Below are 19512 nucleotides of genomic sequence, written 5' to 3'. Positions count from 1 at the left end.
TCCGGGTCAGGTGGGCGTGCCGTCGGTGCCGGGCGTCGGCAGGGCGCCACCCAGTTCGTTGAGGCGGTTGGCGATGTCGGTGATGCGGTGGTGGGTGCGCAGGTCGACGTCGATCTTCTTGTCCATGATGCGGATCAGCGGCATGAAGCTGTTCTCCAGGCAGTCGGCCAGGCTCAGCAGCACTTCGCGCACGCCCTCCTGGGCCGGGGCGGTGACGTCCACCTTGAACGCGGCGGGCGGTTGCACCAGCGCCTCCAGGCGTTGCAGCAGGGCCTCCCACGGCACCTCGGCGGCGTCCGGTGCGGGGGCTTCGCTGCGGGCCAGCCCGCGCACGCTCTCCACCAGGTCGTTGAGCTGGGCCACCACGCGGGTGCCGACGTCGCTGTCGCTGCCGCCCATGGATTTGTTGCGCATGAAGTCGCGCTTGATCTGGGTCCAGCGCTCGGCCTGCTCGGCGCTCTGGTTGCCGCGCAGTTCGGCGAGCTTGAGCAGGTTCTCCTCGGCGCCGATGGTGAGCAGCTGGGATTCGCCCTGGTAGTGGTCGGCCAGCAGCTGCATCAGCTCGGCGTCGTTCATCACGGCGGAGATCTTCTCCGCCATCTTGTTCATGTTGCGGTAGCTGCCCTGCAGCTTGAACGGCGGCTCGGTGCGGTACTGGTCGGCCTGGGCGGCGCTGGCGATGTACTGCTGGTTGACCTTGAGCACCACGTCGCGCACCTGCATGAGGCGTTGCAGGGTGGTGGTGATCTCGTTGATCTCCGCGCCGCTGTAGCTGTGGCCCAGTTCGTTGGCGGAGAAGGGCTTGCCCTCGGCGCGGTCGACGAAGCGGTAGACGTCGGCCATGTCGCGGGTGGCCAGGGGCGCCAGCACCGGGTTGGAGGTCAGGGCGTTCTCGATGTAGCTGAGGGCGAAGGCGTCCTGCATGCCGCCCAGGGTGTCGCCGAGGTTATAGATGTCGGCGCGGTTGGCGAGCATGTCGGGGATGCGGAACACATCGCCGGACTCGGTGTAGGGGTTGCCGGACATCACCACGCAGAACTTCTTGCCACGCATGTCGTAGGTCTTGGTGCGGCCCTTCCACACGCCCTCGATGCGGCGCGTGCCGTCGCAGAGGGAGATGAACTTCTGCAGGAACTCCGGGTGGGTGTGCTGGATGTCGTCGACGTAGAGCATCACGTTGTTGCCCATCTCCAGGGCCAGGTTGAGCTTCTCCAGCTCCTGGCGCGAGGTGGCGTCGGGCGCCTGGGCCGGGTCCAGCGAGCGCACCTCGTGGCCCAGGGCCGGGCCGTTGATCTTCATGAAGATCAGGCCGAGGCGGTGGGCGACGTACTCCATCAGGGTGGTCTTGCCGTAGCCGGGGGGCGAGATGAGCATCAGCAGGCCCATCAGGTCGGTGCGCTTGTTCTCGCCGACGGTGCCCATCTGCTTGGCCAGGTTGTCGCCGATGATGCCGAGGTAGACGTCGTTGATCAGCTTGTTGCGCACGAAGGAGGTCAGCGGGCGCGGCTTGAACTCGGCCAGGCGCAGGGCCTCGCGCTGGCGGGCGACCAGGGCCTGGCGCAGCGCCTGGTACTGGCGCAGGCCGGGCAGCACCTGCTCGCGGTGCTCGCGCAGGCGGCCGAAGAAGTCGTCCACCGCCAGCGCCAGGCTGTGGTCCTGGATACGCGGGTGCTCGCCCATCAGGCCGCTGACGCTGAAGCGCAGGTCCACTTCGGTGAAGCGCTGCGGGAAGTCGGCACGCAGCAGCGCCAGGGCCACGGCTTCAGCCCGGTAATCGGCGAGGCCGGCAAAGCCCTCTTCGCCGCAGAGGCCGTCGAGCCAGTGGCCGACCAGCGCCCACTGGGCCGCCGGGCGCCCGTCCAGGCGGCCCACGGCGGCCTGGTAGTCGTCCCACATGCGCGCGCCTTGCAGGCGCAGCTTGAGCCCTTCGTGCAGCTGGCGGGCGTACTTGCTGAAGGTGAATTCGATGCGCTCGGCGGCCAGTTCCTGCACCAGGTACTCGGCGGCCTCGGCGACCTGGCCCGGCTGCAGGGGCAGCGGGTGCTCGGCGAGGAAGGCCTGCAGGGCGTCGGTCACTTCGGCCTGCAGCGCCAGCAGGCCGTCGGCGCGGCCGAACAGCTGCTGGATGTGCCGGCTGGTGCGGGCACGTTCCGGCCAGGCGGTGCCGCTCTCGCCCTGCCGGGCGGCGTCCCAGAACAGCGTGGCGAAGGCCCGGGGCACGGCGCCGAAGCGCAGCAGCCCGGCGCTTTCGCGCAGGGGCAGCAGGTGCTGGAGGATGGCGGCGGCGTCGTGGTCGTGGATGCCCTTCTCGTAGCCGTCGCGGTAGCGCGGGGCGGCGAAGTCGCGCACCACCCGGGCCAGTTCCTCGGGCTGCGCCAGCAGGGCCTTGAGGCCGTCCAGGCTGAGGCCTTCGCGCTGGCCATCGGCGGCGTCGAGGACTTCCCCGGCCAGGTATTCAGCGCGGTAGAGGCGCTCGGACTCGGACTCCAGCGCCACCTGCCAGTAGGCCTTGAGGGCGTCCAGCTCGGGGTCGTGCAGGGGTTCGAGGAAGTCGGTGCCGGTGAGGTGCAGGTAGAGCCCGTCGCCCCGGGGCAGCAGGGTCAGGTCCAGCTCCTGGGTGTTGACGCTGAAGCGGTGGCGCGGGCCGAGCTTGATGACGTTGCCGCCGGCTTCGAACAGTTCGCTCTTGTCGCGCAGGGCGCGCACGGCCTGGTCGCGGGCGCCCTTGAGGCGGGCTTCGACGTCGTCGGCCTTGACGCTGTCATTGAGCTCGCGCAGGCGCTGGGCCAGTTCGCGCAGCTTGAGGATCAGCGGGTCGGCGGCGAAGAAGGCGTTGAGCTCCTCGGCCTGGGTGAACTTGGCGGTACGTCGGCCGAGGCTGTCGAGGATGCGCCGGGCGGCGTCCTGCAGGCCCTGGGCCTTGCGCTGGCGCTCGTCGAGCAGGGATTGCTTGTGGGCCTCGAAGGTTTCCAGCAGTTCCTCGCGCTTGCTGAGGATGTCACCGAGGAACTGCTCGTGGTCGCCGAAGCGGCTCTCCAGTTCCTCCAGCTGCACCAGCAGGCGCGACAGCTGCTCGTCGCAGCGCTCGGGGTCCTGGGCCTGGGCCAGGGCGTTGACGATGCCCTGGCCGAACAGCTTGAACTGGGCGCCGAACTGGGCCACCGATTCGGTGGAGCCTAGGGCCTTGCGGCGCTGCTCGGCGCGGGCCTTGGCCTGGTTGAGGCGGGCGTAGATCTCGGAGATGGACTCGATGATGCGGGTGCGCTGGGTGGCGTCGTCGATCTGCAGCGAGCCCATCAGGTTGGACAGCATGTCCAGGTCGCCGGCCATGGCCTGCAAGGCCTCCAGCGGCGGTGCCAGGAGGGCGACGGTCTCGGCCTTCTGCGCGTCGGCGTCCAGCGTCTCCAGGCGGGTGACGAAGGGCTGCAGGGCCTGGTCGCTGGCGAGGAAGGTGGCGGTGGCGGCAGCGGTGCGCGCCTGGGCCTCCTGCAGCTCGGCTTCCATGGCGTCGATGCGGGCGACGTCGATGTAGCGGTAGTCACGGATGGTCAGCAGCAGGCCGCGCTGGGCGGTGATGCCATTGAGGGCGTCGACGTAGTCCTGGGCCTGTTCCCAGCCGGCGGCCTGGAGGCGCCCGAGCAGGGCCTTCTGCTGCGCTTCGGCGCCGGCCATGGCCTGGTCGGACTGGCGGCGGATGCTCTCGACCTTCTCGTATTCGTCCAGCACCCGTTCGGCGGTGGCGGCCACTTCCCGCAGCAGCGGGGCGAGCCCGTCGAGCTCGTCGCTGCCGAGCCAGTGGTAGACGTCGAACAGGCGGCGGGTGCCCTGGCACAGCTGGGTGTAGCGCTGCACCGAGACGGAGGGGGTTTCGATCTCGCGGCACAGGCCGTACAGGTCGGAGACGCCACGCACCAGCTCGGCGTTGCCGATGCGCCCGAAGAAGCCGCTGCGGGCCGGCTGGCGAGCGGCGTACTCCTCGGTGAAGAACGGGGTCTGCCAGATCTGCATGGGGTGGATGCGGGTCGGCTCGTCGCCCTCGGCGGCGAAGATCACCATGCGCCCGTCTTCCAGGCGCGCGTAGCCGTGGCCGAACAGCGGGTTCTGCAGCTGGCGGCTGATGAGGTTGTAGGTGAGCAGGACCGAACGGCCCTCCTCGGGGTGGTAGAAGATGTACTGCACGTCTTCGCCGTTGGGCGAGCGCACGCTGCGCTTGAAGCGCATGCCGGCCATGGAGGCGTCGAAGGTCTTGTATTCGCCGTTCTGCAGGTAGCAGCCGCCGGGGAAGATGATGCCGTGGTCCTCGGGCAGCTGGACGCAGGCCTGGCCGATGGCGTCGATGCGCTCCACCTGGCGGGTCAGGCTGTTGTAGACCAGGTAGCGCCACTGTTCCTCGCGGTAGGGCAGCACCTTGAGCAGCACCAGGCTGCCGAGGCGGGCGAATTCGATCTGGGCGTCGTCGAGGGACTGGGTCTTGTCCACCACCTCTTCGCGGTAGATGCCGAGGCCGTCCTCGGTGTTGTTCTCCACCTTGATGGTGAGGTCGCCGCCGATGGTCTCGACGAACACGGTGTCGAGGATGTTCAGGTGCGGGTGGCGGCCCTGGACCACCATCTCGCGGGTGGCCTTCTTCCATTCGAAGTCGAAGGGCGACGGCAGGGCGATGTCGCGCTCGCCGCGGTTGTCGATGTAGCGCACCTCGCGCCCGTCGCTGGAGAGGGACCAGCGGAACACGCGGATGTCGGTGATGCGCTCGCCGATCTGGAAGCTCGCCAGCAGCTTGCCGTCACGGATGGCCAGCTGCAGCAGGCGGGTGTTCTTGTAGTAGGTGTAGAGCTCGTTGAAGTCGTTGAGGAAGCCCTGGGCGGCGAGGAAGGTGCCTTCCAGCGGCACCGGTTCGGCCTCATAGCCCTCCTCCCCTTCCACCAGGCGGTAGAGGGAGAAGACGTCGGCGATGCCGGTTTCCTTCCTCAGGCCGATGAAGACGTTGTAGCCGAACAGCAGGCAGTCGCCGACCTGGACGATGTCGCGGGCGATGCAGTTGTTCTCGGTGCGGATGCGCACCCGGCCGACCACGTCCATACGGCTGTCGCCGAAGGCTTCGAGGCGCCGCTGGTTGAGGCTGTCGGTGGTCTGCCGCAGGCGCTGCCCCTGGTCCTGCAGGCGCTTGTGCAGCACCTCGTAGGCGCCGCCTTCGGCGACGGCCTTGTCCAATACATCCTGTGCGGGGGTTGCGGCGGTGACGTCCGACATCGTGTTCTTCCTGAATCTGCTGGGTCTGCGAACAGGGCCCCTCGGGCGGAGGGGCCGGGTACGCGGGGGCGCGGGGCCTGGGCTCAGGCGCCGATCTTGCGGGCGACTTCGGCCATCTGCTCGCGCAGGGCGGGGTCGATTTCCTCGGGCCTGACGTGGGCGAGGATCTTCTTCAGCACGCGCTTCTCGTTGTCGTCGATGACGCCGTCGCGCTCGGCGATGGCCAGCAGGGCGGCCAGTTCGTGCACGTCCAGGCGGCCGTCGTTGGCGAAGCAGTGGATGGAGCGGAAGGACAGCTCCAGGTAGTCACGGGATTCGGCCATGGCGAGGTTCCTCTTGGCGGGTAGGCGGGCCCGGCCCCTTTCGCAAGGCGGGGCGGACCCTGTGCGCGGCGTCGGGCCCCGGGGGTTCCGGGGCCCGCTCGATCAGGCTTCGGCAGCCGGGGCGGCGTCAGCCTTGGGCGCGACGGCCGGGGTGCGGCCGTTGAGCAGGCGGGCGAGCACGTCCTGCACCACGGGGCTCTTGCCCACCACGCCTTCGATGGCCTTGCCGACGGAGAGCGACTTGGCGAAGGAGTTGAAGAAGTCGCCTTCGCCGCCGACGATCTCGATCTTCGCCTTGCCCAGGGCAGTGGCGAGCACCTCGGCCTGGTCCTTGGCGATGTCCTTGTTGGCGGCAATGGCGGCCATGGCTTCCTCGAAGCTCTTCTCCAGCTGCATGCGGAACTCTTCGTGCTGGCGGGCGCTGTCGCTGAGGGCGTCGAGGGCGCTGAACTTCTTGCCCAGGCCTTCGGCCTCGGCGTTGAGGCGCTGCAGGAGGATTTCCGCTTCCGCCGAACCCAGGTCCTTGGTGGCCTTGGCCTTGGCGGCGCCGAGCTGTTCTTCGCCTCGGGCCTGGGCGCCGAGCTTCTCTTCCAGCACCTTGGCTTCGGCGAGACCGTCCTTCTCCTTGGCGGCGGCCTGGGCTTCGAGGATGCGGGCTTCGGCAAGGCCCTTCTCCTGCTCGCCACGGGCTTCGGCGATCAGCTGTTCGGCGCGCACGCGGGCGTCGGCGAGGCCGTCCTTCTCCTTCGCGGTGGCGGTCGCTTCCAGCACGCGGGCATCGGCCAGGCCGGGGGCGGCGCGCTCGGCCTCGATGCCTTCGGCCATGCGTTTCTTGGCTTCGGCCTGCTTGGCGGCGGCTTCCAGTTCGGCCTGGGCGAGGTTGTTGATCTCGACGGCCTTGTGCTTGGAGCGGGTCTCGTCGGCTTCGGCCTGCTTGACCTGGCGCACCAGCTCCTGCTCGGCTTCGGCCTGTGCCTGGAGCACGATGACCTGCTTGGCGCGCTCGGCTTCGGAGACTTCACGCACTTCCTTGATGCGCTCTTCTTCCTGGGCGACGGTCTTCTCGACGGCGACGCGCTCGCGGATCACGTTGGCGATGTTCTTGCGCTGTTCTTCCAGCGCCTTTTCCTTCTCGATGCGCTGCAGCTCGACCTCACGCTCGCGGGCGACCACTTCCAGGTCCTTGGCGCGGGTGACCTTCTCCACCTCGATGACCACGGCGCGCTGGCGGTTCTGCTGGGCCACTTCCACTTCGCGCTGGTGGTTCTCGACGCGGATGTCGATCTCCTGCTGGGCCTGGATGCGGGCCTGCTCGGCCTTGAGGCGTTCCTCTTCCTTGACCTTGGCGGTCTCGGCTTCCTCGCGGGCGCGGATGGTTTCGATCTCGCGCTTCTGCCGGGCCTCGGCGTCGGCCTGCTGGCGTTCGAGGGCCAGGGCGGCTTCGCGGGTCTCGACGTTCTTCTTCTGGATCGCCAGTTCCTGGTTGCGCTCCAGCTCGTTGGTGATGACGTTCTGGTTGGCGGTCAGTTCGGTGATCTTGCGGATGCCTTCGGCGTCGAGGATGTTGCTCGGGTCGAGGGAGTGCTTGGCGGTCTGTTCCAGGTAGTCGATGGCGACGTCTTCCAGCACGTAGCCGTTCAGGTCGTTGCCGATCACTTCGATGATGCGGTCGCGGAAGTCCTGGCGGTTCTCGAACAGTTCGACGAAGTCGAACTGCTTGCCGACGGTCTTCAGCGCTTCGGAGAACTTGGCGTTGAACAGTTCGTTCACCGCGCCCCGGTCGGAGGCGCGGTCGACGCCGATGGCCTTGGCCACCTTGAGCACGTCCTGCTGGGTTTCGTTGACGCGCAGGTAGAAGGCGACGGTGATGTCGGCGCGCATGTTGTCACGGCAGATGAGGCCGTCCTTGCCACGGCGGTCCACTTCCAGGGTGATCAGCGAGATGCGCATGAACTCCTTGAGGTGGATGACCGGGTACACCAGGGCGCCGGTGAAGTGCACCTTGGGGGTGGAGGACATGTCGTTGACGATCAGTGCGGTGCCCTGCGGGACCTTGATGTAGAAGGCCTTGAACAGGGCCAGGAGCCCGACGACCACGAGGACGACGAGACCGACGCCGATCAGGATGGGCAGCAGCGAGGCTAGGTTCATTGCAATCATTCTCCTTTGATGCTGAGGCACACCGGGGTCAGAGCCCGCGGAATTCGTCCTCGGTGATGACCCGATAGGCGTGCTGCGCCTCCAGGTATTCCAGTAACACGACGCGGTCGCCGCGCTTGAGCCCGAGGGCTTCGTCGGCACGGACCTTGAGGATCAGCCCAGCGCCACCGTCCTCCAGCACGGCTTCGCCCTGCCCGGCGGTGACGCGGCCACTGCGCACCACGGCCGTCTGGCCGATGACGCTGCGGGTGCTGGTGGCCTCGGCCTTGAGGAACAGCGGGCGCAGGGGGCGGCACAGGGTGGAGGCGATTGGCACGGCCAGCACCAGGGCGCCGATCATCACCACCAGGCCGAGCGGGTAGCGCAGCCAGCCGAGGGGCAATTGGCCGAGCAGCCAGAGTTCGACGAAGTAGCTGATGAACCAGCCGAAGAAGAACAGCAGGGTCAGCACCAGGGTGACCGGCACGCCGTTGAGCTTGAGCTTGGACAGCAGGCCGGCGAGGCCTTCGGCATTGCCGTGGCCTTCGAGCAGGGAGTCGGCCTCGACGTCCAGCAGGTCCACCTCCAGCAGGCCGAAGGCGACCACGGTCCAGTAGATGACCGCGATGAGCAGCAGGAAGCTGAACACCACGGTGGGGAACGAGAGGGCGGTGATCAGGAAGAGGTCCATCGTTTCCAGTCCTTGAAACAGGGCGGGCGGGGCCGCGGTCGGGTTTGTCAGCGTTTGTCCCGCAGCCTCGCCAGGACGCTGTCGGCACTGCTGGGCCCGGTGGCGATGCCGGCGGCCCGCAGGCGCGCTTCCAGGTCGTCGCCGCGCTCGGCACTGGCCAGTTCGTCGGCCGCCTCCAGCCGCGCGGCACGCTCGGCCTGCTGGCGCTTGAGGCGCTCCAGCGAGTCCAGGGCGGTGCCCAGGCGGCTGTGGGTATCGCCCTGGCGCTGGGCCACGGCCTGCTGGGCACGCTGCACGCTTTCGGTGGCCTTGACCGTGTCCACCTGTTGCTTGAGGTGGCGGATGTTGGCCTCGGCCTGGGTCACGGCCTTGCGCAGCTGGGCGACCTGCGCGCTGAAGCCTTCGGCCTGGCCGCGCTCGCTCCGGTGCTGCGCTTCCAGCTCGGCGATCTTCTCCGCCACTTCACGGGCCAGGGCCTCGTTGCCGCTTTCCAGCGCCTTGAGGGCATAGCCTTCGTATTCGTCGACCTTGGCCTGGCACTGGGCGGCACGCTCGTCGGCGAGCTTCTGCCGGGCCATGACGCCGGCCAGGGCTTCGCGGGCCTGGCGCAGGGCCTGGTCGGCGTCGCGGATCTCCTGGTCGAGGATGCGCAGGGCCTGGCTGTCCACCAGGGCGTCGCCGGCTTCGCCGAGGCCGCCACGCAGGGCGTCGATCAGCTTGCTCCATACGTTCATGGGTTTCTCCGGGGTCAGGCCTGGGGCGCCAGGTAGCCTTCGTAGGCTTCCGTGGCGCGGATGACGTTGCTGGCCAGGGTCTCGATCTCGAACACCACGTTGGACAGGATCGAACGGGCGCTCAAGGCGCCGAACATGATGTAGCAACGCTCGCCGCCGGGACGCGTCTCCAGGCCGATGCTGGAGAGCGGAAAGAGCTGGCGGCTGAGCAGGATTTCTTCGTTGAAGCGCGCCACGTCGCGGACTTCGGACTGGGGCCAGAGCAGTGCCTCGACGAGGATCTGCTCGCCGTGCACGGCGAGGAACAGGGGCAGGTCGCCGAACTCGCGCATGGTCACCAGCAGGCTCGGCTCGGCGCCTTCGATCAGCTCCACCTGGGCCTCGCCCTGGCGGAACAGCTCGGTGGCGGCCAGGGCGTCGCACAGCGCGCGGGCGTTCCAGATCTGCGGCATCTCCATCGCATTCTCCTGTTCCAGGTGGACCGGCCCCGGCTGGGGCTGGCGCAGCGTCCGCTCCACCGCGAGCAGCGCGCGGGCGTTCTCGGGGAGGATCCAGACCTCTTTCTTGACCAGCCCCTGGTCACGCAGGCGCTGGCGGAAGAGTCGCTGGTAGTGGGCGGATGATTTCTGCATGGGGTCGGAGCCTAGACCATCACATGTGAGCCCGCAATAGCTCACATGTAATAGTCGCGCACCGATTCACACCACCGATTCCCGAGCCGATTAGACCTGCCGATGCCGGCCAGGGACAGCACGGATGTCCCGGGGCGCGACGGGGTTCGCGTTACGCCGGTGGCTGCCAGGGGCGAAGGGATCGTCTAGGCTAGCGCGACCTTTTCCACTGCCCTCCCGGACGACCATGGACACCTCCCGCAAGCCCCTCGCCGGCCTGAAAGTGATCGAACTCGGCACGCTGATCGCCGGCCCCTTCGCCTCCCGCCTGTGCGCCGAGTTCGGTGCCGAGGTGATCAAGGTGGAGTCGCCCGATGGCGGCGACCCGCTGCGCAAGTGGCGCAAGCTCTACGAAGGCACCTCGCTGTGGTGGTTCGTGCAGGCGCGCAACAAGAAGTCCATCACCCTCAACCTCAAGCACGCCGAAGGCCTGGAGGTGCTCAAGCGCCTGCTGGCGGAGGCGGACATCCTCATCGAGAACTTCCGCCCCGGCGTGCTGGAGAAGCTGGGGCTGAGCTGGGAGGTGATCCACGCGCTGAACCCGAAGCTGGTGATGGTGCGCCTGTCCGGCTTCGGCCAGACCGGGCCGATGAAGGACCAGCCGGGCTTCGGCGCGGTGGGCGAGTCCATGGGCGGGCTGCGCTACATCACCGGCTTCGAGGACCGCCCGCCGGTGCGCACCGGCATCTCCATCGGCGACTCCATCGCCGCGCTGTGGGCGGTGATCGGCGCGCTGATGGCCCTGCGGCACCGGGAGGTGAACGGCGGGCTCGGCCAGGTGGTGGACGTGGCGCTCTACGAGGCGGTGTTCGCGATGATGGAGTCGATGGTCCCGGAGTTCGACGTGTTCGGCTTCATCCGCGAACGCACCGGCAACATCATGCCCGGCATCACCCCCTCCTCCATCCACACCAGCGCGGACGGCCGGCACGTGCAGATCGGCGCCAACGGCGATGCGATCTTCAAGCGCTTCATGCTCGCCATCGGCCGCGAGGACCTGGCCAACGACCCGCAACTGGCCAGCAATGACGGCCGCGATGCGCGCCGCGACGAGCTCTACGGGGTGATCGACCGCTGGGTGGCGGCGCTGCCGCTGGAGCAGGTGCTGGAGACGCTGACCCGCGCCGAGGTGCCGGCCAGCCGCATCTACTCCGCCGAGGACATGTTCAGCGACCCGCAGTTCCTCGCCCGGGAGATGCTGCTGCAGGCCCGCCTGCCGGACGGCCAGCCGTTCCGCATGCCGGGCATCGTGCCCAAGCTCTCGGACACCCCCGGCTCGGCGGACTGGATCGGCCCGGAGCTGGGCCAGCACAACGCCGAGGTGCTCGGCGAGCTGGGCTACGACGCAGCCCGCATCGACGCCCTGCGTGCCGCCGGGGCGATCTGACGCCCCTGCCCTTCCCCTAGCGTTCTCTCCGCGCGCCCTGCCCAACGGGGCGCCATCTACCCCCTCGTACGTCCCCTTCGTCCCCTTCACAAACCCGGGAAACCTTTCGTCCTGCTTGCTCCAGCCGGCCTGGCAAGGGCTGCCCCTGCAGTACCGCCACCGGCACCAACAAGGAAAGGTACGAGCATGGCGAGCAACCCGGACGCGAGCCTCGAGACAGGCACGCCGCATCACGTGTGGAAACTGCTGATCGATCATGAACCCGTGCTGCGCAGACGCTGCCAGCAACTCACCGCCAACCGCCAGGATGCCGAGGACGCCCTCAGCGAACTGCGCCTGCGGCTCTTCACCCTGCTGCTGCGCGAGCCCCAGCGCCTGGAGCGCATCGAGAACCTCCCGGCGTGGTTGCGACGGGTGGCCAGCAACCACTGCATCGACCGGCTGCGCAGCACCCCGAGCACCTGCAGCCTCGACTGGCTGGACCTGCACCCGGCCGACAGCGCCGGCAACGAACCCGAACGCCAGGCCTGCCTGCGGGAGGCGATGGAGACCCTCGGCAAGGCGCTCCACCAACTGCCGCCCAACCTCGGCGATGCACTCTGGCAGCACTGCGTGGACGGCATGGCCTACGGCGAGCTGGCGCGCCACCTGCAGATCAAGGAGCCCAACCTGCGCAAGCGGGTGCAACTGGCCCGCGATCAGCTGAGGCAACAGGTCGGCGGGTTGTGTCAGGGGCTGCAGCCCTGAGGGCACCGGAGAGCCCACCTCGCACGCGAGGTGGGCCCAGGTTCAGAAGCTGGCGATGGGGTAGACCGTGCTCAGCGTCCAGAGCCCCGCGACCTGCTTGATGTAGCCCCCGACAGTAAAGGGATTGCCCCCTTCACCGGTGCAGTAGCCCACGGCGCCGATCGAGGGAGCCGACGGGCCGGCAAAGAAGTTGGCATACGGGGGACGTGCAGGGCCACCAGGCGGCGGCGGAGGAACGAATGGGCCGACATCCTTGAAGGGATGGGTATAGGCGTAGCGGATCGAGGCGATCACCTGTACCTGGCTGCAGCTGTCCGGAAAGAAGGTGGACGGAGCAGCCTTGGGCACCATCACACCAGCGGCATTGGCCACCTGAATCCCTCTGCCCAGGTAGCGATAGGGGCCGGGGTGGTTGATGCCAGGCTGGACGATGTAATGCACCCCGGCGGTGATCCGGGCGGCGAAGGGCGCGCCAGGCGCTGCCCCCAACAGTGGATCATGGCTGTTGGGCCGCGAGTGGAAGCCCGTCGCGACCCCGGCAGCATTGACCTCGCCGCAGAAGACGTGGCGCTGGTTGATCTGCGGGTTCATGCGACTGTTGGCGAGGCCTCCTCCGATCTGCACCGGCACCGGGTTGACCCCGGCGGCACCGGCCGAGCAGTCGATCTGGGCGAGGGCCGGGAGGCTGCAGCAGGCGGCCAGCAGGCCGAGCGGCAGTGCGTTAACGAAGCGATCCATGGCATTTCTCCTTGACTGGACTGGGCGGAAGGTGCCCAGCAGGCAAGACGCAACGCGGCTGCATCCGTGAAGGCCGCACCGACACCCAGCACGCGACGGCACGGCACTTCACAGCCGCCCCTGCCGGCCGTCAGGGAGACAGACCCGGGCATTCGCCAGGGTCACAACGGAACCAAGGAGAAAAGGACATGACGACTTTCAACGTGAACTTCAATGTGGACGACATGGAAGGCAAGACCGTGCTGGTCTTCCTCAAGCCGCAGAACCCGCAGCGCGACTACCGCGTCCACGCCTGGCAGGTGCTGACCGGCTCGGCCGGTGCCACGGAGTCCTTCGACTACGAGGCGGTGATCGAGACCGACGTGAGCAGCCTCGGCGAGAAGGCCGGCAACCAGATCATCTCCGGGCGCCGCCCCATCCTGCCCGGCCAGCTGCTGCAGGCGGTCAGCCCGAGCGGCCTGTCGCCGCAACTGGAGCCGGCCTCCACGTCGCTGGCGCTGGAGAAACTGACGCCCCAGCAGTGCGGGGTGATCAACAAGACCAACCCCTACACCCAGTTCGACAGCAACTGGTACGTCAACGGCCGCCCGGTGGTGACCATGCCCAAGGTGGACTCGCGCATGACCGTGAGCTTCGAGTACGAGCCCAACTTCTACTTCATGGTCGCCACCCCGCCCATGATCGGGCAGACCTACATCGTGCAGAACTTCTCGGACATGACCCGCTACGTGGCGCCCATCACCGCCACCGAAGTGGACGTGACCCTGACCCGCCCGAGTGGCCTGTGGACCTTCGACTTCATCGCCCGCTGAAGCCCTGGCGCCCCGCATGAAGAAGCCCCCGGCGAGTGATCGCCGGGGGCTTCTTGGCATCTGGCATCCTGCGGCATTCACTCGGCATGCCGTGGGATGGCTCGGAACAGCAGGGGCGTGGCGCCGGAGTCCGCAGCACCTGGGGTAGGATCGGGGCCCGACGTCAGCACTGCGCCACCAGGCGCCAGGAGAGGTGAAAAATGGAACGTTTTACCGAGGATCTGGCCCGACTGGATCACTTCATACTGCGCGCGCTGCGCTTCCAGGCCATGGCCCTGGCCTTTCTGATGCTGGGCCTGCTGCCAGGGATCGTGGGCTTCTACCTGCTGGATGGCCTTGGCTGGCACGAGGCCACGCTGAACGCACTGTCCATGCTGGGCTCGGTGGGCCTTGCACACCCGCCGAGCAGCCTGGCTGGCAAATACTTCGCCGCGCTGTATGGATTGTTCCTGGACAGCGTCTTCCTGGTGGCCCTCGGTGTGGTGGTCACCCCGTTCGCCCACCGTCTGCTGCATCGCTGGAACCTGGCCAACGACTGAGGCTGCCATCAACCGTTTCCCGCACCTGGACAAGACCGGCTCCCTGAGGGGAGCCGGCCTTTTTCAGGTTGCATCTGTGAACAGCCATCAACCGGCAAAGGGGTGGGGACTGGCCCATGATCAGTGCTCGCACCGTTCGCGGGGCCCGATGGAGAAGGCACATGGAATACACACACAAGATCGACATCGATGCAGACGCCATCCAGCGCCTTGAGAAGCCGAAATACACGCTCATCACAGCCAAGAAGCCGGGCAGCTCATGCAACCCGGTCTGGTGCGCGCCGACGCCCGCGGCGCCGCCCACGTGGATCGACTTCGACGCCGGCTACAGCCTCTACAAGGGTGACAAGACCGGTGAGGGCTTCGCGCCTGCCCACGTAGATGCAGCGAAGCTGGGGCCTTCGCTCCACGAGGCGCTGCCCCTGACGGAGCGGGACAACGCAGGAAAAGACCAGACGGACTGATCCCGGCACCAGAAACTGAAAAGCCCCTGGCGATCACTCACCAGGGGCTTTTTCATGGCCGTTCAGCTCAGAGCGGCTTGCCGCGGTTGCCGTGAGCCGCAACGAAGGCCTGGACCTGCTTGAGGTCGTTGGCCAGCACGGTGCAACGCTCTTCGCGCTGGAACAGGTCGGACAGGTGTGCCGGCAGTGCCGGGGCCTGGCCAACGCCGGCCTTCTCCACCGCTTCGGGGAACTTGACCGGGTGCGCGGTGCCCAGGGTGACCATGGGGGTGGACAGGCTGCGGCGGCATTCGCGGGCGGCGCGTACGCCGATGGCGGTGTGCGGGTCCAGCAGCTCGCCGCACTCCTTGTAGACCTCGGCGATGGTCTCGCAGGTCTGCTCGTCGGTCACGGCGAGGGAGTCGAACAGCTTGCGGGCTTCGGTCCAGCGGTCCTGCTCGACGCTGAAGCCGCCACCCTGCTTGAAGGTGTCCATCAACTGGGCGATGGCGGCGCCGTTGCGGCCGTGCAGGTCGAACAGCAGGCGCTCGAAGTTGGACGAGACCATGATGTCCATGGACGGCGACAGGGTCGGGTGCAGGGTTTCCTTGACGTACTGATTGCCGCTCATGAAGCGGTGCAGGATGTCGTTGCGGTTGGTGGCGACGATCAGCTGGCTGATCGGCAGGCCCATGTTGCGCGCCAGGTAGCCGGCGAAGATGTCGCCGAAGTTGCCGGTGGGCACAGAGAAGGCCACGGAACGCGCCGGGCCGCCCAGCTGCAGGGCGGCGTGGAAGTAGTAGACGATCTGGGCCATGATCCGCGCCCAGTTGATCGAGTTCACGGCCACCAGGCGGGTGCCCTTGAGGAAGCCCTGGTCGGCGAAGCTGGCCTTCACCATTTCCTGGCAGTCGTCGAAGTTGCCTTCGATGGCGATGTTGTGGATGTTCTCGCCGAGGATGGTGGTCATCTGCCGGCGCTGCACCTCGGACACGCGGTTGTGCGGGTGCATGATGAAGATGTCGACGTTGTCGCAGCGGCGGCAGCCTTCGATGGCGGCCGAGCCGGTGTCGCCGGAGGTGGCGCCCATGATCACCACGCGCTCACCGCGCTTGGCCAGGACGTAGTCCAGCAGGCGGCCGAGCAGTTGCAGGGCGAAGTCCTTGAAGGCCAGGGTCGGGCCGTGGAACAGCTCCAGCACCCACTCGTTGCCGTTGAGCTGGCGCAGCGGCGCGACGGCGTTGTGGGCGAAGACGCCGTAGGTTTCCTCGAGGATCTTCTTGAAGTCGGCGTCCGGGATGCTGCCGGTCACGAAGGGGCGCATAACCTGGAAGGCCAGTTCGTGGTAGGGCAGGCCGGCCCAGGAAGCGATTTCTTCCTGGGTGAAGCGCGGCAGGTTTTCCGGGACGTAGAGGCCGCCGTCGCTGGCGAGGCCGGCCAGCAGGACGTCTTCGAAGTTCAGGGCCGGGGCCTGGCCGCGGGTGCTGATATAGCGCATTTCTTCAAACCTTCGGTTCGAGCCGCCGGCAGCGCGGCGCCCGGCGGCGTCTGTGCACCGGGCGGGCCTGCGCGCGGGCGGCTCCGAGTTAATTGAGCTGTTCGACGCGGATGCGGACTACGCTGCCCACCACGTCGTCGAGGGCTTCCAGTGCGGCGATGGCGTCGTTAACGCGCGCTTCGACGACCCGGTGGGTAACCAGAATCATCGGCACCAGGCCATCCTGCTCTTCGACTTCCTTCTGCATGATGGATTCGATGTTGATGCCACGTTCGGACAGGATGGTGGCCACCTGGGCCAGTACGCCCGGGTGGTCCTTGGCCTGGATGCGCAGGTAGTAGGCGCTCTCGCAGGCTTCGATCGGCAGGATCGGGTGATCGGACAGCGCATCCGGCTGGAAGGCCAGGTGCGGTACGTGGTTCTCCGGGTCGGCAGTCAGGGCGCGGACCACGTCCACCACGTCGGCGACCACGGCAGAGGCGGTGGCCTCCATGCCGGCGCCAGCGCCGTAGTAGAGGGTGCTGCCGGCGGCGTCGCCGTTGACCATCACGGCGTTCATCACGCCGTTGACGTTGGCGATCAGGCGGTCGGCCGGGATCAGGGTCGGGTGCACACGCAGCTCGATGCCGCTGCTGGTGCGGCGGGCCACGCCCAGGTGCTTGATGCGGTAGCCCAGGGCTTCGGCGTAGTTGACGTCGGCGCTGGTGAGCTTGGAGATGCCCTCGGTATAGGCCTTGTCGAACTGCAGCGGGATGCCGAAGGCGATGGACGCGAGGATGGTCAGCTTGTGGGCGGCATCGATGCCTTCCACGTCGAAGGTCGGGTCGGCTTCGGCATAGCCCAGGGCCTGGGCTTCCTTGAGGACGTCCTCGAAGGCACGGCCCTTCTCGCGCATTTCGGTGAGGATGAAGTTGCCGGTGCCGTTGATGATGCCGGCCAGCCAGTTGATGCGGTTGGCGGCCAGGCCCTCGCGGATCGCCTTGATCACCGGGATGCCACCGGCGACGGCGGCTTCGAAGGCGACGATGACGCCCTTCTCGCGGGCCTTGGCGAAGATCTCGTTGCCGTGGACGGCGATCAGCGCCTTGTTGGCGGTGACCACGTGCTTGCCGTTCTCGATGGCCTTGAGCACCAGGTCGCGGGCCAGGGTGTAGCCCCCGATCAGTTCGATGACGATGTCGATCTCAGGGTTGTTGGCCACGTCGAAGATGTCGGCGGTGATGGGGGTGGCACCGGTTTCGCACTTCGGGTTGGGGCGACGGGCAGCGATCTGGGCAACCTCGATTCCACGCCCGGCACGGCGGGCAATCTCCTCGGCGTTGCGTTTGAGTACGTTGAAAGTGCCGCCACCGACGGTCCCCAGGCCACAGATGCCTACTTTTACCGGCTTCACGCTGAACTCCCCATTTCACTGCGAAAAACGGCCGGCGAATCGCCGGCCGTATAAAAGAACCGCACTTTACGAAGCGCCCGATTGTTGGTCAATCGAGCTGGCGCCCTCGCCTCACTTGGCGTCGAGCGCGAGCTTGGCCAGTTGCGGGGCGGGCTGGTAGCCCGGAATCAGCTGGCCGTTACCCAGGACGATGGCGGGGGTGCCGTTCACGCCGATCATCTGGCCCAGTTCGAACTGCTTGGCCACCGGGTTATCACACTTGGCGGCGGGCACGTCGAGGCGGGACTTGGCCTGGTTCATGGCGGCCTGGCGGTCCTTGCTGCACCAGACACTGACCAGGGTGTTGTAGCCGTGGCTGCCGATGCCCTGGCGCGGGAAGGCGACGTAGCGCACTTCGATGCCGCGACGGTTCAGCTCGGGCACTTCGCTGTGCAGTTTCTGGCAGTAGCCGCAATCGGTGTCGGTGAAGACGGTGATGTGGGCCTTGGCCGGCTGGTCCTTGGGCGCGAAGACCACCATTTCGCTGGCGGGAATCGCATTGATTTCCTTGGCGATGGAGCGGCTTTCGGACTGCTCGGTGAGGTTCACCGGCTTGCCGTTCTGCACGTGGTACAGGTAGCCCTGCATCAGGTACTGGCCGTCGGCGCTGGTGTAGAGCATGCGACCGCCCTTGAGCTGGACCTGGTAGATGCCGTCCAGCGGGCTTTCGCCGATGGATTCGACGGGCAGGCCGAGGTCAAGGCTGGCGAGGGTCTTGCGGATGGCCTGGTCCGGATCGTCGGCAAGGCTGATGGAGCTGACCAGGCCGAGGGCCATGGCCGCGAAAAGGCGGGTCACGCGCATGGTTACTCCTGTGGAGCGGCGACTGTCGGATAGGTGCGAAAGCCTAACACAGAAGGCCTGCCGGGCCGTGCAGAGGAGCCGAACGGTGGCTCGCCGGGGACGGCTGGGCGGTGCTGTGAGGGCTGCGCGGAGGTTGGAGCCGGTGTGGGCGGCCAGGTTCCCTGAAGCAGCCCTCGAAGGATGCAGGCGGCTGCCTTGGGGGGATGTAGGCAAAAAGCGGGGCGACGCGGAGCGAAGTAGAGCTCCGTGCAAGACGTCCCTGTCGGGGCCGCATCGCTCAGTTGGACCCCGGCCCGGCCATCCATGGCCGGTCGTTCGCCGGGGCGACGCATGCGTCGCCTATTCCGGCTCACCCCCTCGGGTGGTGGCGGGCGTGGAGGTCCTTGAGACGGGCCTGGGCGATGTGGGTGTAGATCTGGGTGGTGGACAGGTCGGCATGGCCGAGCAGCATCTGCACCACCCGCAGGTCGGCACCGTGGTTGAGTAGGTGGGTGGCGAAGGCGTGCCGCAGGGTATGGGGTGACAGGGGCTTGAGGATGCCGGCCACCTTCGCCTGGTGCTTGATGCGGTGCCAGAAGGTCTGGCGGGTCATCTGCTCGCCGCGCAGGCTGGGGAAGAGTACGTCGCTGGGCTTGCCATCCAGCAGGAAGGGCCGCGCTTCGCGGACGTAGCGCTCGATCCAGGCGATGGCTTCCTCGCCCAACGGCACCAGGCGCTCCTTGCTGCCCTTGCCGAAGACCTTGACCACGCCCTGGCGCAGGTTCACCTGCTCCAGGGTCAGCCCCACCAGCTCGCTGACCCGCAGGCCACATGCGTAGAGCACCTCCAGCATGGCGCGGTCGCGCAGGCCGATGGGGTCCTCCAGGTCCGGCGCCTCCAGCAGGGCCTCCACATCGGCTTCGGACAGCGACTTGGGCAACGGCCGGCCCAGCAGCGGCATCTCCACCTGCAGGGTTGGGTCCTCGGCGATCTCGCCCTCGGCCAGCAGGAAGCGGTAAAAGCCTCGCGCGCCGGACAGGAAGCGTGCCGTGGAGCGGGCCTTGTAGCCCTGCTCCAGGCGCCAGGCGAGGTGGTCCAGCAATACGTCGCGCCCGGCCTCCGCCAGGTTGCAGCCGCGCTCGTGCAGCCAGCCGTTGAAATGCGCCAGGTCGCTGCGGTAGGCGGAGCGGGTGTGGGGCGAAAGGCCTTTCTCCAGCCAGAGGGCATCGAGAAAGCGGTCGATCAGGGGGTGGTCGAGTGCAGGCATGGGGAACGCTGGTGGGATGAACGGCGTCTAGTCTTCCACAAGGTTCCCGCCCCTCACC

16 protein-coding genes are annotated in these 19512 nt (G+C 67.5%); 5 read left to right on the top strand and 11 right to left on the bottom strand.

Annotated elements, in window-relative coordinates; genetic code table 11:
* Positions 1–6: 6 nt before the first annotated feature.
* The 6 genes from FBY21_RS26170 to FBY21_RS26145 all read right to left on the bottom strand — a co-directional run bounded on the left by FBY21_RS26170 (position 7) and on the right by FBY21_RS26145 (position 9769).
* Positions 7–5250: a DNA repair ATPase gene (locus tag FBY21_RS26170; protein ID WP_142015023.1), complete on the bottom strand. Its 5244-nt coding sequence runs from the start codon at positions 5248–5250 to the stop codon at positions 7–9.
* An 83-nt stretch (positions 5251–5333) separates the two neighbouring features.
* The gene (locus FBY21_RS26165) at positions 5334–5573 is read right to left on the bottom strand and encodes a hypothetical protein (protein WP_044405865.1); all 240 of its coding nucleotides are present in this window, start codon (positions 5571–5573) and stop codon (positions 5334–5336) included.
* Between the two features lie 102 nt (positions 5574–5675).
* Positions 5676–7724, bottom strand: a complete 2049-nt coding sequence (locus FBY21_RS26160; protein ID WP_044405867.1) for a flotillin family protein — start codon at positions 7722–7724, stop codon at positions 5676–5678.
* Positions 7725–7761: 37 nt separating this feature from the next.
* Positions 7762–8403, bottom strand: coding sequence for an OB-fold-containig protein (locus FBY21_RS26155; protein WP_044405869.1), 642 nt, complete (start codon positions 8401–8403; stop codon positions 7762–7764).
* A 47-nt stretch (positions 8404–8450) separates the two neighbouring features.
* Positions 8451–9137 (bottom strand): PspA/IM30 family protein, encoded by a 687-nt coding sequence (locus FBY21_RS26150; protein ID WP_074970945.1) that lies wholly within the window; start codon positions 9135–9137, stop codon positions 8451–8453.
* 14 nt (positions 9138–9151) lie between these two features.
* On the bottom strand, positions 9152–9769 hold the full coding sequence (locus tag FBY21_RS26145; RefSeq protein WP_044405874.1) for a YjfI family protein: 618 nt from the start codon (positions 9767–9769) through the stop codon (positions 9152–9154).
* A 226-nt stretch (positions 9770–9995) separates the two neighbouring features.
* On the opposite strand from FBY21_RS26145, the gene FBY21_RS26140 reads away from it, so the two are divergent.
* Together FBY21_RS26140 and FBY21_RS26135 are read left to right on the top strand one after the other, a co-directional pair.
* Positions 9996–11195 (top strand): CaiB/BaiF CoA transferase family protein, encoded by a 1200-nt coding sequence (locus FBY21_RS26140; RefSeq protein WP_142015020.1) that lies wholly within the window; start codon positions 9996–9998, stop codon positions 11193–11195.
* A gap of 186 nt (positions 11196–11381) precedes the next feature.
* Positions 11382–11942 carry an RNA polymerase sigma factor gene (locus FBY21_RS26135; protein WP_074970941.1) on the top strand — a complete coding sequence of 187 codons (561 nt, stop codon included), beginning with the start codon at positions 11382–11384 and terminating at the stop codon, positions 11940–11942.
* 42 nt (positions 11943–11984) lie between these two features.
* Here FBY21_RS26135 and FBY21_RS26130 read toward each other — a convergent pair whose 3' ends face one another.
* Positions 11985–12680 (bottom strand): EndoU domain-containing protein, encoded by a 696-nt coding sequence (locus FBY21_RS26130; protein WP_142015016.1) that lies wholly within the window; start codon positions 12678–12680, stop codon positions 11985–11987.
* A gap of 188 nt (positions 12681–12868) precedes the next feature.
* On the opposite strand from FBY21_RS26130, the gene FBY21_RS26125 reads away from it, so the two are divergent.
* The 3 genes from FBY21_RS26125 to FBY21_RS26115 all read left to right on the top strand — a co-directional run bounded on the left by FBY21_RS26125 (position 12869) and on the right by FBY21_RS26115 (position 14495).
* Positions 12869–13492: a hypothetical protein gene (locus FBY21_RS26125; RefSeq protein WP_044405879.1), complete on the top strand. Its 624-nt coding sequence runs from the start codon at positions 12869–12871 to the stop codon at positions 13490–13492.
* A 200-nt stretch (positions 13493–13692) separates the two neighbouring features.
* The gene (locus tag FBY21_RS26120) at positions 13693–14031 is read left to right on the top strand and encodes a hypothetical protein (RefSeq protein WP_142015013.1); all 339 of its coding nucleotides are present in this window, start codon (positions 13693–13695) and stop codon (positions 14029–14031) included.
* Between the two features lie 161 nt (positions 14032–14192).
* Positions 14193–14495, top strand: coding sequence for a hypothetical protein (locus FBY21_RS26115; protein ID WP_142015009.1), 303 nt, complete (start codon positions 14193–14195; stop codon positions 14493–14495).
* Between the two features lie 67 nt (positions 14496–14562).
* Here FBY21_RS26115 and thrC read toward each other — a convergent pair whose 3' ends face one another.
* The 4 genes from thrC to xerD form a co-directional block, all read right to left on the bottom strand.
* Positions 14563–15972: a threonine synthase gene (gene thrC, locus FBY21_RS26110; RefSeq protein ID WP_074970934.1), complete on the bottom strand. Its 1410-nt coding sequence runs from the start codon at positions 15970–15972 to the stop codon at positions 14563–14565.
* 88 nt (positions 15973–16060) lie between these two features.
* Positions 16061–17365: a homoserine dehydrogenase gene (locus tag FBY21_RS26105; RefSeq protein ID WP_044405888.1), complete on the bottom strand. Its 1305-nt coding sequence runs from the start codon at positions 17363–17365 to the stop codon at positions 16061–16063.
* 111 nt (positions 17366–17476) lie between these two features.
* Positions 17477–18208: a DsbC family protein gene (locus FBY21_RS26100; RefSeq protein WP_142015006.1), complete on the bottom strand. Its 732-nt coding sequence runs from the start codon at positions 18206–18208 to the stop codon at positions 17477–17479.
* 349 nt (positions 18209–18557) lie between these two features.
* Entirely contained in the window at positions 18558–19454 is an 897-nt protein-coding gene (gene xerD, locus FBY21_RS26095) for a site-specific tyrosine recombinase XerD (protein WP_044405893.1), read from the bottom strand.
* Positions 19455–19512 lie beyond the last annotated feature (58 nt).

It is taken from the genome of Pseudomonas sp. SLBN-26 (assembly GCF_006715895.1).
Lineage (GTDB): Bacteria > Pseudomonadota > Gammaproteobacteria > Pseudomonadales > Pseudomonadaceae > Metapseudomonas > Metapseudomonas otitidis.
This window is presented reverse-complemented; position numbering and strand designations above follow the sequence as displayed.

What these genes read in the sequence shown, in the direction of transcription:
- FBY21_RS26140 (WP_142015020.1), top strand. Translation starts at nt 9,996, where the DNA reads ATGGACACCTCCCGCAAGCCCCTCGCCGGCCTGAAAGTGATCGAACTC.
- FBY21_RS26100 (WP_142015006.1), bottom strand. Translation starts at nt 18,208, where the DNA reads ATGCGCGTGACCCGCCTTTTCGCGGCCATGGCCCTCGGCCTGGTCAGC.
- FBY21_RS26125 (WP_044405879.1), top strand. Translation starts at nt 12,869, where the DNA reads ATGACGACTTTCAACGTGAACTTCAATGTGGACGACATGGAAGGCAAG.
- FBY21_RS26120 (WP_142015013.1), top strand. Translation starts at nt 13,693, where the DNA reads ATGGAACGTTTTACCGAGGATCTGGCCCGACTGGATCACTTCATACTG.
- FBY21_RS26150 (WP_074970945.1), bottom strand. Translation starts at nt 9,137, where the DNA reads ATGAACGTATGGAGCAAGCTGATCGACGCCCTGCGTGGCGGCCTCGGC.
- FBY21_RS26170 (WP_142015023.1), bottom strand. Translation starts at nt 5,250, where the DNA reads ATGTCGGACGTCACCGCCGCAACCCCCGCACAGGATGTATTGGACAAG.
- FBY21_RS26130 (WP_142015016.1), bottom strand. Translation starts at nt 12,680, where the DNA reads ATGGATCGCTTCGTTAACGCACTGCCGCTCGGCCTGCTGGCCGCCTGC.
- xerD (WP_044405893.1), bottom strand. Translation starts at nt 19,454, where the DNA reads ATGCCTGCACTCGACCACCCCCTGATCGACCGCTTTCTCGATGCCCTC.
- FBY21_RS26160 (WP_044405867.1), bottom strand. Translation starts at nt 7,724, where the DNA reads ATGAACCTAGCCTCGCTGCTGCCCATCCTGATCGGCGTCGGTCTCGTC.
- FBY21_RS26115 (WP_142015009.1), top strand. Translation starts at nt 14,193, where the DNA reads ATGGAATACACACACAAGATCGACATCGATGCAGACGCCATCCAGCGC.
- FBY21_RS26155 (WP_044405869.1), bottom strand. Translation starts at nt 8,403, where the DNA reads ATGGACCTCTTCCTGATCACCGCCCTCTCGTTCCCCACCGTGGTGTTC.
- FBY21_RS26135 (WP_074970941.1), top strand. Translation starts at nt 11,382, where the DNA reads ATGGCGAGCAACCCGGACGCGAGCCTCGAGACAGGCACGCCGCATCAC.
- thrC (WP_074970934.1), bottom strand. Translation starts at nt 15,972, where the DNA reads ATGCGCTATATCAGCACCCGCGGCCAGGCCCCGGCCCTGAACTTCGAA.
- FBY21_RS26145 (WP_044405874.1), bottom strand. Translation starts at nt 9,769, where the DNA reads ATGCAGAAATCATCCGCCCACTACCAGCGACTCTTCCGCCAGCGCCTG.
- FBY21_RS26165 (WP_044405865.1), bottom strand. Translation starts at nt 5,573, where the DNA reads ATGGCCGAATCCCGTGACTACCTGGAGCTGTCCTTCCGCTCCATCCAC.